The organism is Campylobacter sp. RM16187 (assembly GCF_025319965.1).
Classification (GTDB): Bacteria; Campylobacterota; Campylobacteria; order Campylobacterales; family Campylobacteraceae; genus Campylobacter_A.
In genome coordinates, this window is record NZ_CP012549.1 from 1,074,782 (window position 1) to 1,089,168 (window position 14,387).

The 14,387-nt window shown below is 39.0% G+C and carries 10 protein-coding genes and 1 pseudogene; 1 reads left to right on the plus strand and 10 read right to left on the minus strand.

The features are described from left to right. Nucleotides 1-12 precede the first annotated feature (12 nt). From CDOMF_RS05820 to CDOMF_RS05845, 7 genes and pseudogenes are all read right to left on the minus strand, one after another. Nucleotides 13-1,356 carry a methyl-accepting chemotaxis protein gene (locus tag CDOMF_RS05820; protein WP_442863532.1) on the minus strand — a complete coding sequence of 448 codons (1,344 nt, stop codon included), beginning with the start codon at nucleotides 1,354-1,356 and terminating at the stop codon, nucleotides 13-15. Beyond that, nucleotides 1,345-1,971 (minus strand): annotated as a pseudogene (locus tag CDOMF_RS10865) (PDC sensor domain-containing protein); the annotation flags it as partial. The gene CDOMF_RS05820 and the pseudogene CDOMF_RS10865, both read right to left, overlap by 12 nt. A gap of 134 nt (nucleotides 1,972-2,105) precedes the next feature. Then, nucleotides 2,106-4,664, minus strand: coding sequence for a molybdopterin-dependent oxidoreductase (locus CDOMF_RS05825; protein ID WP_260951127.1), 2,559 nt, complete (start codon nucleotides 4,662-4,664; stop codon nucleotides 2,106-2,108). A gap of 48 nt (nucleotides 4,665-4,712) precedes the next feature. Continuing rightward, nucleotides 4,713-5,279, minus strand: coding sequence for a cytochrome C (locus tag CDOMF_RS05830; protein ID WP_260951128.1), 567 nt, complete (start codon nucleotides 5,277-5,279; stop codon nucleotides 4,713-4,715). A 191-nt stretch (nucleotides 5,280-5,470) separates the two neighbouring features. Next, nucleotides 5,471-6,199 (minus strand): response regulator transcription factor, encoded by a 729-nt coding sequence (locus tag CDOMF_RS05835; protein WP_260951129.1) that lies wholly within the window; start codon nucleotides 6,197-6,199, stop codon nucleotides 5,471-5,473. Then, nucleotides 6,192-7,439 carry an ATP-binding protein gene (locus CDOMF_RS05840; protein ID WP_260951130.1) on the minus strand — a complete coding sequence of 416 codons (1,248 nt, stop codon included), beginning with the start codon at nucleotides 7,437-7,439 and terminating at the stop codon, nucleotides 6,192-6,194. Before CDOMF_RS05840 ends, CDOMF_RS05835 begins: the two co-directional genes overlap by 8 nt. A gap of 29 nt (nucleotides 7,440-7,468) precedes the next feature. Next, nucleotides 7,469-8,485 (minus strand): bifunctional 3,4-dihydroxy-2-butanone 4-phosphate synthase/GTP cyclohydrolase II, encoded by a 1,017-nt coding sequence (locus tag CDOMF_RS05845; protein WP_260951131.1) that lies wholly within the window; start codon nucleotides 8,483-8,485, stop codon nucleotides 7,469-7,471. 221 nt (nucleotides 8,486-8,706) lie between these two features. Here CDOMF_RS05845 and CDOMF_RS05850 point away from each other — a divergent pair, with 221 nt between their 5' ends. Continuing rightward, nucleotides 8,707-9,528 (plus strand): class I SAM-dependent methyltransferase, encoded by an 822-nt coding sequence (locus CDOMF_RS05850; protein WP_260951132.1) that lies wholly within the window; start codon nucleotides 8,707-8,709, stop codon nucleotides 9,526-9,528. A 17-nt stretch (nucleotides 9,529-9,545) separates the two neighbouring features. On the opposite strand, the gene CDOMF_RS05855 is transcribed toward CDOMF_RS05850, so the two are convergent. The 3 genes from CDOMF_RS05855 to CDOMF_RS05865 form a co-directional block, all read right to left on the minus strand. Then, nucleotides 9,546-10,748 (minus strand): MFS transporter, encoded by a 1,203-nt coding sequence (locus tag CDOMF_RS05855; RefSeq protein ID WP_260951133.1) that lies wholly within the window; start codon nucleotides 10,746-10,748, stop codon nucleotides 9,546-9,548. A 101-nt stretch (nucleotides 10,749-10,849) separates the two neighbouring features. Next, nucleotides 10,850-12,625 (minus strand): ABC transporter ATP-binding protein, encoded by a 1,776-nt coding sequence (locus tag CDOMF_RS05860; protein WP_260951134.1) that lies wholly within the window; start codon nucleotides 12,623-12,625, stop codon nucleotides 10,850-10,852. Beyond that, complete coding sequence (locus tag CDOMF_RS05865; protein ID WP_260951136.1) at nucleotides 12,618-14,369, minus strand: ABC transporter ATP-binding protein; 1,752 nt, start codon at nucleotides 14,367-14,369, stop codon at nucleotides 12,618-12,620. The genes CDOMF_RS05860 and CDOMF_RS05865 overlap by 8 nt, the downstream gene beginning before the upstream one ends. Nucleotides 14,370-14,387: the final 18 nt, after the last annotated feature.

The following is a 14,387-nucleotide window of genomic DNA, read 5'->3' on the forward strand; positions in this document are numbered from 1 at the left end:
TCGTTTTATAAATTAAAATTTATTAATCCTAACATCGGCCAAAATTATCTTAGACATCTTGTCTACCTCTCTAGTAACTTCATTTGTTTTATCTACTATTCTGATATTTTGATGAGTCATATCATCGATTTGAGAGATGGATTTGTTTATCATACTTATGCCTTCAGCCTGCTCTTTTATACTTTCACTCATCTCATTTATGCTTTGAGCTAGGACATTTGCATTAGCCTCTATCTCACTTAGTGATTTTTGAGTTCTTTCCGCTAGTTTTCTAACTTCATCTGCAACTACCGCAAAGCCTCTTCCGTGTTCTCCTGCACGTGCTGCTTCTATTGCTGCGTTAAGTGCTAGTAAATTTGTTTGATCTGCTATATCTCTTATTATTACTATTATGTTTTTTATCTCTTCTGATTGTCTTGTTACATCTTCTGCTTTTTGACTTATAGCATTCATTGAGCTTGACATCTGTTCTACTGCTGCAGCACTTTCTTGAAGAGAATTTGCTTGGATGTTGGTTCCGTCGGTGAGCTCCCTCATAGATTTAGCCAAAATATTAGCCTTTTCCTCGAGCATCTGAGCCTCATTTAGATTGTCTTGGAGCATCTTACAAATTACATCTCCCATATTTTTAACACCCATAACCATATCTTTCAAATCACTTTCAAGACCCTCTCTAAGCTCTACTTTTTGAGTAAAATCATTTTTTGTATATAGGCTTAAGACCTTTGTAATATCTTTTAAATTTTCAGATATAGAAGCAAAAAATGTATTTAATAAATTTTTTAACTCCAAAAGTGATGGATTATTTGGATCGGATGAAATTTTCACACCCAAATTTCCTCTTATCATCAAATTTGCAACACTATTTAGCTCATCTATCATCATATTGTCTTTCTTAATGCCATCTATAACCTTATCTATATTTTCATTTATAACCCTACTCATGACTCCAAATTCATCATTTGTGCCTATTCCTAACTTTTTAGGAGCTTTCGCCTCATAGGTCACAAATTTAAATACGTCATTTAGCTTATCTTGGATAGCTTTTATTGGATTTAGCGATTTTTTAAGCAATATGTATACAAACGCTGAAAGAGCTATCACAAATATTATCGCCAAAATAGCTTGGGTTCTTAAAATAGGTATAGTATTGTTACTGAAAGTATCACCCTCAATCTCTGCTACAGCCAACCAACTCTCGCTATTTAAAGGTAAAATTTTAGCAAATACATTTTGATTTTCTTGATTTACATAAGAAATCAATCCATTTTCATCAAAATTTTTACTCTCAACCTCTTTCATAAGTTGCACTGTCGAAGGTAGGGATTTTGACAAATTATTTGAATTTGAATGCATTAAAATTTTTGCATCTTTACCTTCAATGACATAGATATAGCTATACTCGGTTCTACCCATTTCAAGTATCTCTTTATTTAGTCCATCTATGCCAACATTTAAAGACGCCACACCTATTAGCTTGCCATCTTTTATAACAGGAGCCGAAAAACTAACCACTAGTTGATTGTTTGCTACAGATATATAAGGCTCTGTAAAAATGGGCTTATTTTCAGATTTTGCCTTTTTATACCAACCACGAGTCCTTGGATCATAGTCTTTTGCCGGGTTTCCGTCCGAAAAAAATGTCGCACCATCAGACTCTCTACCGTAATAAGCAAGAGATATTAAGCTAGTGCCCCAATGCCTAGCATCTTTGACTATTTTGAAAATTTCATCATCGTTTCCAGATGAATCCGCTATATCTCTAGCAAGTTTTACTACATACTCTTTATACGAATCAAAAAATTCACCCATAACATTTTTTATATCTTTTAGGATCTGCTCTTGATTTTGATTTACAAGTTTGACAACTTTATCCTGAGCCATACAATAATTGACCACAGATATGGCAGCAAACGAAATAAAAAGCGCTACAATAAGCATAATAGCGATTTTGTTTGTTATTGATCTCATTTAATATTTTCCTTATTTTAACTTTTAATTAATTCTACTAATTTATTATTTAAAAGATATTAAAATAAATAGGATTACAAAATGTAGAAAATATGGTAAATTCTACCGCCGAATAAAGCGGTAGAATTTGGATATCACATAGCGAATTTAGGATCGCTAAATGCGGTTAGCTTAGGCGCCTCGCCTTTGAATTTCTCGATATTTACAAGAGCTGTATGAGAGATATTTCCGTTTGCAAGTTTGCTGGTTGGCATATCTATGGTTAGCATGTTTGCCGAACCGTTTTTGCAAAGCCCGTTCATATCAGGGTCATACCAAGCACCCTCGCAAAGTCTCACAACGCCAGGCATGATGTTTTTAGTCACAACCGCTCCGGCAAGAGCTTCGCCACGAGCGTTAAAGACGCGAACTAGATCGCCGTTTTTTACACCAAGCGATTTGGCGTCTTTTTCGTGTATCCAGATCGGCTCGCGATTTGCCACTGCGTAGTTATCGCGGATGCTTGTGTTGCTTAGCTGCGAGTGAAGTCTATCTGCAGGGTGAGCGCTGATCATGTGGAACTGCGCAGGTTTGTTTTGCATGCCTAGCCACTCGATCGGCTCAAACCACATCGGGTGCGCCTTGCAGTCATCATATCCCATCTTTTCGATAGTTTCAGAGTAAATTTCGATAAGTCCCGAAGGTGTTCCAAGCGCATTTAAGATAGGATCTTCTCTAAATTCGCCAAATCTCACCCACTGATCGCTCTCAGGCGTCGAAGCAAACGTAACCGCCTTGTTTTCATTCCAGAATTCGTTAAATTCTTTCATGTCGGTTACTAGATCAGGATTTGCTTTTACTTGAGCGTATGCTCCGTTATAGTACTCTTTGATCCAGTCAAATTCGTCTTTTCCGTTATCTGTGTAGGCTACGACTAAATTTTTAGCATAAGCCTTGCATAGATCGGTGAAAATTTGATAGTCATCTCTTGCCTCACCAAATTTCTCAACAACTTGTTTCATCGGAACAATGTTCATATTTGAGTAATCACCGGTCATAGTGATGTCGTTTCTCTCATACTGAGTTGTCGCAGGGAAAACTATATCAGCCATCTTTGCAGTCGGTGTCCAGTATGGCTCGTTTACTACGATAGTGCGAGGTTTTTGCCACGCTTTTACAAGTGTGTTTGTATCTTGGTGGTGGCAGAATGGATTACCGCCGACCCAGTAGATAAAGTCGATATCAGGATATGTGATCTTTTTGCCGTTGTGATCTATCGTTTTGCCCGGATTTAGCAGAGCTTCAGCTATCCTAGCTAGAGGGAATACATACTCTGTCGCTTTTGAAAGCCAGCTTTGTCCTGTTCCGCCTGAAGAGGTCGTTTTGCCGATAAATTTACCGTTTTCATCAAAACTACCTGTAACGCTTCCTATAAACTCTCCCGCTTCGTTGAAATTTCCAACGCTTGCGCTGTTCATACCGCTTAATACGCCGCCTTTGCAAGTCGGTGCGCCGCCGTTTGAGTAGTGATAGCTAAGACCAAAGCCTCCACCCGGAAGTCCGATTTGTCCAAGCATGGCAGCTAGAGTTACCATAGCCCAGTGCGGTTGCTCGCCGTAGTGAGCCCTTTGCATGCCCCATCCGCTCATTAGCATAGTGCGGTTATCCATAAAGGTATCTGCAAGCTCTTTTATAAGCGAGGCTTTAAGTCCGCAAATTTTGCTTGCCCACTCTAGGTCTTTTGCCACGCCGTCTGTCTTGCCAAGCAGATAAGGAAGGAATTTATCAAAGCCCACTGTGTAAGTTGAGATAAACTCTTTATCGTATTTATCGCTTGTATATAGGTAGTGCATCATACCAAGCATCATCGCTGTATCGGTATTTGGCAGAGGAGTTACCCACTGAGCTTTGTCGAAGTATTGAGCTGTTTCGCTCTTGATAGGATCGATGATGATCACTTTTTTACCCGATTTTTTAAGCTCTTCAAAGTATTTAAAGCCTTGCTCGTCTGTCGAAGTCCAAGCTATGCGAAGTGTGGATATAGGGTTTGCTCCCCAGATAACTACTACTTTTGAGTGCTCAAGTATAAGCGGCCAGCTGGTTTGTTGCTCATACACTTCGATACTTCCTACAACGTGAGGCATGATAACTTGACTTGCTCCTGTTGAATAATCGCCCAAGTGACCCACAAATCCGCCGCTTAAGTTCATAAATCTATGGAGCAAAATTCTTGAGTTGTGCACGTTACCGCTTGATTTCCAACCGTAGCTTCCTGCAAATACGGCTTGGTTGCCCTTTTCTTTTCTCGTCTTTTTAAGCTCTCTGGCAACAAGCTTGATAGCATCTTCGTATCTTACTCTAACCCACTCGTCTTTGCCTCTAAGTTCTGGTTTTGGGTTATTTGGATCCATTAGATAGCTTTTGCGCACCATTGGGTATTTGATACGGCTTTTATAGACCATATCGGCTGTGAAATTTTGAAGCGAGTTTGGTATCTCGCTTGTCTTTTGCACAGGACCTGAGCCTACGATAACTCCGTCTTTAACGTCCACTTTTAGCATGCCCCAGTGAGCTGCGGTATTTACGGTGCCGTTTTTTACAAGGGCCGGATTTAGCTCATCGGCTAGTAAATTTGTGGCTGTAACCTTTGATAGCAGAGGAGCTCCGGCTAAAAGTGCGCCAAATTTTAAAACATCTCGTCTTTGTCTATTCATCTTTTCTCCTTTTGTGGTTTTTATCTCTCGTCTAAGCATTTTTAGGCACTACTTCACGTCCGAAGAGTGTTTTTGAAGATATTGAGTGATGAGCCACTCGTCTTTTTTGTCTATCGCGGTTCTGCTAAGCATCGATTTTACAAGACCCGGCCATTGGTTTGCAGTATAATGATCGGTCGCATGAGCACCGTGACAAATACCGCAGTTGTCTTTGTATAGCTGATCGGCTCTTGCGAACATAGAAGATACTTCATTTACAAATTCGCCCTTTGTGGTGTAAGCAACTGCTTCTACTTTGTCCCATTTGCCGTTTTTGCCCTTTTCAAGTGTTTTATACTCGATCTTAGCCGTCTTAGCAAAAGCCGCCGCTATGACGCGCTGTGAATCACTATAATAAATCACGTTATCTATAGCAGGGTTTTTATAGCCACGGATGACTATCTTTACTCTATCTCCGCTCTCTTCGCTTATCTTAACTGCGTTGGTTGGAAGCAGTCTGCCTATAGACTTGGTTGAAGTCGCATCAGAAAAAAGTGGCTTAACGACATCCGTATAAACCTCTCCTGTGGCAAATAGCGAACAGGCTAGCGTTACTGATAGTAATACCTTCTTCATATTTCTCCTTTATCGTGGTTGTAGGGAAATTATAGATAAAAAGTATGATTTAAATATGATTTTTTTTGAAATTTACGAAATTTTATGAATTTATTTAAGTAGTTTTGTGGATTTAGAAAATTTTAATAAATATACTTAATTTTAGCATAACAAATATCTATTAAATACAACTCTTGGGCTATATTTTTCTCTCAAACATACCCAACTTCGCTCACCGTCCTATCGCACTCCTCGTTTAAGCAGAGCTTGTAGCCTCTACCTTGAGCGCTCTGGATAAGCTCGGGATATAATTTCTTGCGAAGTTTATAGACAAACGAGCGTATCGCATCACTCGTGCAACCCTCTCCTTGCCACACGTTAGCCTCTATCATCTCAAAGCTAACGGTTCGCGTCTGGTTTTTAAGAAACAGATGAAGCAGCGCTTGCTCCTTTTTGGTTAGCGCCACGACTTCGCCGTCCTTATAAAGCTCTCTTGTAAATGCGTTAAACACAAAGCCGTTTTTAAGATCAACGCTTGCAAAATCGCTTCTAAATTTATTCGCTGCAAAGCTCATTGTCATCACTAGCTCGCGTTTGTCAAAAGGCTTTTTAAGCACGCCTGAGCTCTTAACCTCGATCGCACTTAGCATATTTTCATCGCTATCATAAGCAGTTAGAAATAAAATAGGCACGTTCTCATCGCTCTTTCTGATGATCGAAGCCATTTTTAGACCGCTCATTCTGGGCATGTTGATGTCAGAAACTATCAAATTTATATTGCGCAAGCCAAAGCACTCCAGCGCCTCTTTGGCGTCTCTGCAAGCGTAAATTTCATGCACATAGTGCTCTATCGCGCTTTTTATCGCCTCTCTTAAGTCATCATCATCCTCAACTAGAAGCAAATTCACATCTTTTAATATCTCTTTTATCTTACTATACATTATCCGCCTCTTTAACCTCTCTTTTTAGATAAAGCGCAAATTTCGTGGGCTCTTTGGCGCTTTCAAGCACAAGTCTTCCGCCAAGCTTATCGGTAGCTAAAATTTTAGCCACATAAAGCCCCATGCCCGTTCCCGTTTCTTCTTTAGTCGTAAAAAACGGCTCAAAGATACGCTCTTTATCCCCTCTTATGCCGCTACCGTTATCGCTTACGCTTATGCAAATTTCGCCTTTTACCCTTTGCAAACTCACCCAAACTCTGGGCTCAAAATATATATCATCTTGCATAAAATTCACAAGCTCATCTTTGGCGTTTGAAAGCAGGCTTAGCAAAATTTGCTTTACGTAAGAAGGCACTCCACAAACGATAAATTCGCCCTCTTCGCACTCAAACTCAAACAAAATTCCATTCGTATTTATCTGCGGCTTTACTATAAATGCAAGCTCGTTTATAACATCTTTTACATTAAAATTTATTATATTGTTATCGTTTTTATAAAAACTTCTAAAAGCGCTTATCGTCTCATCCATAAGCCTGATCCCGTTTTTGCAGCGACTTAGATGAGTTTTTATCTCGTCAAACTTGGCTTCATTTAAGCAGTCTTCGATGTTTTCAAGCGATAGCAAGATAGAGCTAAGAGGCTGGCGCTGCTGATGAGATATGGAGTTTATCATCTCGCCCACAACCGCCATCTTTGCGTTAGATATGAGCATTCTGTGATGTTCAGCCTGCTTTTCTTCAAGCTCTCTTTCGTGAGTTACATCACTTGCAGTGATGATAAGTCCGTCAAATTTCACTCCGCCTTCAAGCACGCTTGAGACGTTTAATCGGTAAAAAATTTTATCGATACAGACGATGAAATTTTGATTTTCGTAAGGGTGGTTTTTGAGATTTGAAAAGCTTTTTAAGCACTCAAGCTCTTTGGAATTTGCGATAAGAGCGTTAAATTCTCGCTCGTAATACACCTTGCTTTTAAGATTAAAAATTTGCTCAAATTTTTTGTTTATAAATTTGATTATCCCGTTTTCATCTACGAGTAAAAGCCCCAGATTTGGAGTCTTTGCAAAGGCTCGCTCCACATCGTTTTTGCTCTGTGTTTTATTGCCGGCAAGTAGATATATCAAAACTCCTGCAAGCAAAAAGCCCGCTAAAACTAGAAATTTAACATCGCCGCTAGCATAATAAAACCCAACGCAAATCGCCCCAAACAAGAAAAATAGAGCGAAAATAACCTTTTGCAAAAAGCCTCCTTGGTTTTGCAAATTTAAGCTTAATTAAGCTCCTTATACTCCACTATATCAAGCCCAAAACCGCCAAGCGCTACGAATTCTCGGTTTTTGCTTGAGCTTAGAAGCTCGATCTCTTCAACTCCTAGCTTTCTTAAAATTTGAGCTCCGATGCCAAAGTCTTTTATAGTGCTGTCGCAGGTTTTTTCATCTTGCAAAAATACCAAAACTCCACCGTTTTCGCTTAGATACTTGATCGATTTTAAAAGATCTTCGAATTTAGCCGAGGTTAAAAGCTCGATATCGCTTGCGGTTTTGTGAAATTTTACATTTGCACGCTTGTTTATTTCGCCAAATGCAAATGCAAAATGCGTTTGGTCTTTATGGTCGATTATGTCGTATTTAACGGCATTAAAGCCGGCTATCTTAGCCTCTGATTTTTCTTTTATGCTTATTAAACTCTCATGCTTTAGTCTGTACTCAACTAACTCTGAAACCGAGACCATATTAAGCCCAAATTTCTTACAGAACTCCTCAAGATCGGCTCTTCTTGCCATATTTCCATCATCTTTTACGATCTCACAAATCACCGCTGCTTGCGTAACTCCTGCGTATTTGCAAAGATCAACCGAGCCTTCTGTGTGACCTGTCCTACTTAGCACGCCGCCTTTTTTGGCTATAAGAGGGAAGATGTGTCCTGGCTTTACGAAATCTTCAGGCTTAGAAGTATGATCAGTCGCCAAACGTATCGTCATATCCCGCTCATAAGCGCTAACTCCCGTTGTGGCAGCCTTTGCATCTATCGTAACGGTAAAGGCTGTCTCGTGGCACGAGGTATTTTTACTCACCATCAAATCAAGCTCAAGCCTTTTTGCTATCTCCTCGCAAACTGCAAGACAAAGCACGCCTCTAGCGTGAGTTATAGCAAAATTTACCTTTTGTGTATCGCTAAACGCACCTGCAAAGACAAGATCGCCTTCGTTTTCTCTATCCTCATCATCGACCATTACGACCATTTTGCCGTTTCTTATATCGGCAATCGCTTGTTCAACTCTATCCATTTTTTCTCTTTATAATTAAATTTGTAAGAATTATACCTATTTTGTTTAAAATTAAAGATTAAACTAAAATTATAAACAATTTATAAATTTTATATTTTCAACAAATAGTTGTTTTATAGACATTAGGATAAATTTGCTTTTTTAGTTTTCTTGAAACGATAATTAAATTTTAAAATATTTTTGATTATAATACTGATACAAATTATTATAAAGGCTAAGATATGCAAAAGATTTCTTTTAATGATGGCATCTCAGAGACTCTGCTTATAAACTTATATTTTAGAAGCCTTGAAAACGAAGTAAAAGAGCCGATTTTAAAGGATGAGTTTTCAAAAGAGATAGTTAAGAGTATAGATTATGATTTTGCCAAATTTGATTCAAGCGATCTAAGCCGTGTAGGAGTCGTGATAAGGGCGAAATTTATCGATGATGCGCTTATAGAATTTGCTAAGAAGTATGATGAAGTCGTTATCGTGCAGGTTGGCGCGGGGCTAGATACCAGACCGCTTAGACTTGAAGCGGTGTGTCCAAATGCTACCTTTTACGACCTTGATCTACCCGATGTAATAGCGCTTCGCGATAAGCTCATGCCAAAAGCCAAGAAAAACTTTAGTATCGCTAGCTCCATGCTTGAAACCGCTTGGATGGATGAGCTTAAAGCAAAGCATCCAAATGCCAAATTTGCCTTTGCCTTAGAGGGCGTTTCGATGTATTTTGAAAAAGAGGTTTTTAAAGAGTTTGTTCTGAATTTGGCTAAGAGATTTGAAGGCATAGTCGCGCTTGATCTTATAAATAAATTTACTGCAAATATGGATTCTAGAAAGCATGATACGCTTAAATTTATGAAAAAAGCCGTAGTTTTTAAAATGGGTATAGAAGATCCAAGCGAGGTTGAAGAGTGGGACAAAACTGCGATAAAACATCTAAAAACAGGCACAATGATGGATAAGCACAAAAACAGATGGAGCCTTAGGGGCAGAATTTTTGGTCTGATTCCTGCTTTTAGAAACTCTTGCAGGATGTTTGTGTTTAAGATAAATTGATACCAAATAATATTTAGCTAGATAAATTTCTTAAATTTTAAAATATAAAAAAAGACGCCCAAGCAAACAATAGACGAAAAAACGACCGTTGCTTTATACCCCACAAAAGAGGCGATAACAAAGCCAAGAGCAAACGACAAATACTGAAATAACATACTTATGCTACTTTGCAAGGCGCACTCGCTTACCGGAGATTTTGTGGCTTTGCTCATTATCATAGTTGAGATGCTTACGGCGCCTATAGTATATACGGCAAAGCAAATTTGACACACAAGGATTAATATTATTAAATTCGCATATCCTAAAATCGGCAAAAGTAGTGTTAAAATCCCAAAAGCTTGAATAGGCATAGCCAAAATCATAGTCTTAATATTGCCTAATTTGTTTATAAGATAGCTTGCCGTAATGCTACCTATGATAACACCGCAAAGCCCGTATATGTGCACTACTTTGCCTATCTCGTCAAGACCTCGTCCGCTATCGACAAGTATAGGATTGATTAGTCCAAAAGACATGCACACTCCGATGCCTTGTATCATCAACACACTTAGCCAAAATTTCTTATCTTTGAAAAATAACGCCATACTTTTAAAGCTAACTCGATTTTGCCCTCTTTCAAGTTCTCTTGGTCGCTCTTTAAAAGTTGCAATCATAAAAAGAGCAACAATGGTAAGAAATATCAAAAATATAGTGGAAGCTTTCCAGCCAAAATTTGAATATATGATCAGCGTAACGCCTGTTCCTAAAACATGACCTATGAAATTTCCGCTAGCGGCTAGCGAATTTGCGCCTGCTAAATTTTGAGGAGTTGAAATTTTAATAATTAAAGCACTTGAAGCTATAGCCGAAGTGGCGGACAAAAAGCCAAGCATACCCGCCATAGCAAGAATAAAGCTCAAATTTTCTCTGACGTTTAAAAACGCAGTTATCCCAAGAGATACTATCATTAGCATTAAGACAACCGTAATAAAATTTTTATAAACTCCACCCATTTTTGCGACTGCAAATTCCACAAACGGCGCCCACAAAAATCTAAATCCATAAAATAATCCTATAAAATATACCGCGCCTATCTTTTCTAAGCTGAGTCCGTCTTGCCTAAGTATGGCCGCCAAGCTTTCGGAGAAAAACCCGACGCTTATGTATTGAGCCATATTTAAAGAGATTATCAAAAAGGCGATTTGGGCTTTGAAATTTAAAATTTTAATAGGCAAATTCAAAGCCCTGCCTTATAGATAGCTTAAATTTTATGCGCAAGATAAGGTCGTATTGGCAATTTATTAAGCATACTTTGACCAAAGTGCAATTTATTAAATTTTTATTACGCATCTTTATTTTTAGCATGCCAAATTTTTACATTTTGCTGAGCCTGCCACATATCATAATATCTTCCTTTGGCATTTAAAAGCTCTTCGTGAGAGCCTTTTTCGACTAAATTCGCATCGTCAAAGACTAAAATTTGATCCGCTCCTGCGATAGTAGATAGTCTGTGAGCTATAACTATGACGGTTTTATCCTTTACTAAAGTATCGATCGCCTTTTGCACCGCAAGCTCACTTGCGGTATCAAGCGCTGCGGTAGGCTCATCTAAGATAACGATAGGAGCGTCTTTTAGTATGGCTCTGGCTATGCTTATGCGCTGCTTTTCTCCGCCCGAAAGATTGCCGCCTATGTCGCCTACTCTTGTTTCATAGCCGTTTGGAAGTCTTGCGATAAAATCATCGCAAAGCGCGGTTTTGGCCGCATTTGCCACCTCTTTATCGCTTGCGTTTGCTCTGCCCATGCGGATATTGTTTAGCACCGTATCGTCAAACAGATAGACATCTTGAAATACCACAGATAAGCACTTCATAAGCTCTTCTTGTCTTATATGCCTTATATCCACTCCGCCTATTTTTATCTCGCCTTTTTGCGCGTCGGCATATCGCATAAGCATCTTTATCGCCGTTGTCTTGCCGCTTCCTGAAGCTCCTACTATGGCGGTCATGCTTTTGGCCGGGATTTTAAAACTGATATTATTAAGAGAGTTTTTATCGCTACCAAAATATGCAAAATCGACCCCGTTAAATTCGATATCAAACTTTTCAGGCGTTGTTGTAGGCGGATGAAATTCAAGCTCTTTCATATTTAAAATTTCTTTCGTGCGCCTAAATCCGTTTTCGCTAAGATCAAATACGCTAGCTACTATTAAAAGTATTGAAAAAGGCTCATTTAGCCTTGGAAGGATGACAAGCAAGGCTGCGAATAATCCAAGTGAAATTTCACCGTTTATATTTAGATGAACGCCGATAAAAACGGCTAGTAAGGTGGTAAATATAATCAAACTTCCGGTTAGCAAAATAGGCAAATTTGATCCCGTCATCTCATCAAGCTGAATTTGCCTTACGTTTTCTATCTCTCTTTGTAGCTTATTTGAGTTTTTGCCGATCAAATTTACGGATCGAAGCACGCCTATACCTTGGATATACTCTATGATACTTGATTCAAGAGACGCGTTTGCCGTCATAAATTTCTTTTTATCTTCTACTGCCATCTTACGTTTTAGATTATAAAGCGGGATAACAAGAGGCAACATCACAATAAGTATAAGAGCGATCTTTAAATTTGCAAAAAGAGTGGCGATGATAACAAAAGAGCAGATTAAAAGCGGCTCTAAAAACATAAGAGGTATCATGTTCATAAACATTACCGCAGAATCAACATTGCTTGCAAATACGGCGTTTAGCTCGCCGGTCTTATATCTGCCAAGGTTTTCAAGAGGCACTGAGGTTAGCTTTTTTCCAAGCTTTAAGCGAAGATCGTATCCTACATCTACAAAAGTGCCAGCATGATCATAATGAGAGCTTTTAAATTTAGCCACCATAAATACTATAAGCACGGCTATCATCGCTAAAACAACGAAATTTAAAGAGCTTTTATCCCCCTGATAAGCAAAAACAAGAAGAGGGTAAAACAAACAAAGCAAAACGGCTTGAGATACTATAGCTACGACGCCTGAATAAAGGCTATTTTTATACTCTTTTTGATACGAGCCTGCAATCTCTAAAAACATCTTGTAAAGCTCTTTTATGGAAGCGAATTTGATATCTTTATTCATGATAGGACCCCTTGTGGATGTTCCAAATTTGAGTTTGCGTATAGCTATCCCAAAGCTTGGAGTATAAATTATCATTTGCTAAAAGCTCTTCGTGAAGTCCGTTTTCTACCACTTTGCCCTTATCAAAAACTACGATCTGATCGGCTTTTTTAATAGTTGATAGGCGATGAGCTATGATGATTACGGTTTTGCCTATTATGAGATTTGAAATGGCTTTGATGATCTTCTCTTCGTTTTCAGGGTCTGCAAATGCAGTCGCCTCATCAAGCACTATGATAGGCGCATCTCTTAAAATTGCGCGAGCTATGGTTATGCGCTGCTTTTGCCCTCCGCTTAAATTTGCACCTCTATCACCGCAAATAGTATCATATCCATTTGGCAAAGTCTCTATAAACTCATGAATTTGCGCTGCTTTTGCGGCACTTATAACCTCATCTCTTGTTGCATTTGGCTTTGCCATTGAGATATTTTCATACACGGTGTCGTTAAACAAAAATGTATCTTGAAATACGAAAGATACGAAATTCATGAGCTTCATAGGCTCAATTTGCCTTACATCAACTCCTCCTATTAAAATTTCTCCTTCATTAACGTCCCAAAATCTAGGTATCAGCTGAGCTGCCGTGCTTTTGCCCGCTCCGCTTGGCCCAACAAGCGCCGTTACACTCCCGGCCTCAACCTTGAAATTAACATCTTTAAGGGCAAATTCATCTCTTGTTTCATATTTAAAGCTTACGTTTTTAAACTCTACGGAACTATCTTTTGGCTCTTTAAATGAGTCTGAAATTTTAAGAGGCTTTATATCTAAAATTTCTAAAATTCCGCTTGCCGCCGCCCTTGACTGCTGAACAAAATTATTTACCCACATAAGCGGTATCATCGACTCTATAATGCCTGCTGCAAGTATCAACGCCCCTATAAATTTGCCAAATTCCAAACTACCATTCATATAAAGATAACTACCCGCTATACCCACAACAACAAGAGTTATAATCGGACTAGCAAGCATTATAGCAACCCTTGAAGCGGTAGTCGTCAGAGCTATCCACTCCTTAAGGCTCTTGCAGTAGGCGTTAAGAGCATCGTTATAGCGTTTAAAGGAGCTTGCGCCGTCACTAAATGTCCTAACCACCGGCATAGCTTGAACAAATTCTATAATAGAAGCGTTTATAAGCGCTTGGTTATCGTCATACTCTTTTCTATATTTTGCATTATCTTTAAAAGCCATACTCATAACAGCCGCACTTACAAAAACCAAAGCGAGGCTAAGCGCCAAAAGCCTTAGATCAAAAAAGCCAAGTGCGATTAGGCATGCCATAGGAGTTACGGCTACTCTTGCCAGCATAGGAGTAGTGTCTGCTACAAAAGAGTGCAAATTTTTCACATCATCAAGCATGCTTTTTTTAAGCTTGCCGCTTCCTTTGGTTATAACCTCGCCGAAAGGAATCGCCGCTATATGCTCAGAAAGCTTGGTGCGTAAAATTTGCTCAAGCTTAAAGGCTGCCACGTGAGATACTCTAAAGGCGTTTGAGCGCAAAAGATATTCAGCTATGATAAATCCTGTGCCTACAGACAGCAAAGTATAGTTTATCTCCGCATTTGCAAGATACGAGATGACAAAAGCAAAAATACTAAAAGCAAGCACATAGCAGATAGATGCGATGCCTGCTAAGATCATACCTAGCTTTATCTCTTTTACAACAGGCTCGATGATCCTTGTTAAATCTCCTTGCTTTTCTTTCATAGGAATTCCTTAATTTTA

Excerpts from the sequence above, each read along its gene's own strand:
- CDOMF_RS05830 (WP_260951128.1), bottom strand. The coding sequence starts at position 5,279 with ATGAAGAAGGTATTACTATCAGTAACGCTAGCCTGTTCGCTATTTGCC.
- CDOMF_RS05835 (WP_260951129.1), bottom strand. The coding sequence starts at position 6,199 with ATGTATAGTAAGATAAAAGAGATATTAAAAGATGTGAATTTGCTTCTA.
- CDOMF_RS05825 (WP_260951127.1), bottom strand. The coding sequence starts at position 4,664 with ATGAATAGACAAAGACGAGATGTTTTAAAATTTGGCGCACTTTTAGCC.
- CDOMF_RS05820 (WP_442863532.1), bottom strand. The coding sequence starts at position 1,356 with ATGCATTCAAATTCAAATAATTTGTCAAAATCCCTACCTTCGACAGTG.
- CDOMF_RS05845 (WP_260951131.1), bottom strand. The coding sequence starts at position 8,485 with ATGGATAGAGTTGAACAAGCGATTGCCGATATAAGAAACGGCAAAATG.
- CDOMF_RS05860 (WP_260951134.1), bottom strand. The coding sequence starts at position 12,625 with ATGAATAAAGATATCAAATTCGCTTCCATAAAAGAGCTTTACAAGATG.
- CDOMF_RS05850 (WP_260951132.1), top strand. The coding sequence starts at position 8,707 with ATGCAAAAGATTTCTTTTAATGATGGCATCTCAGAGACTCTGCTTATA.
- CDOMF_RS05865 (WP_260951136.1), bottom strand. The coding sequence starts at position 14,369 with ATGAAAGAAAAGCAAGGAGATTTAACAAGGATCATCGAGCCTGTTGTA.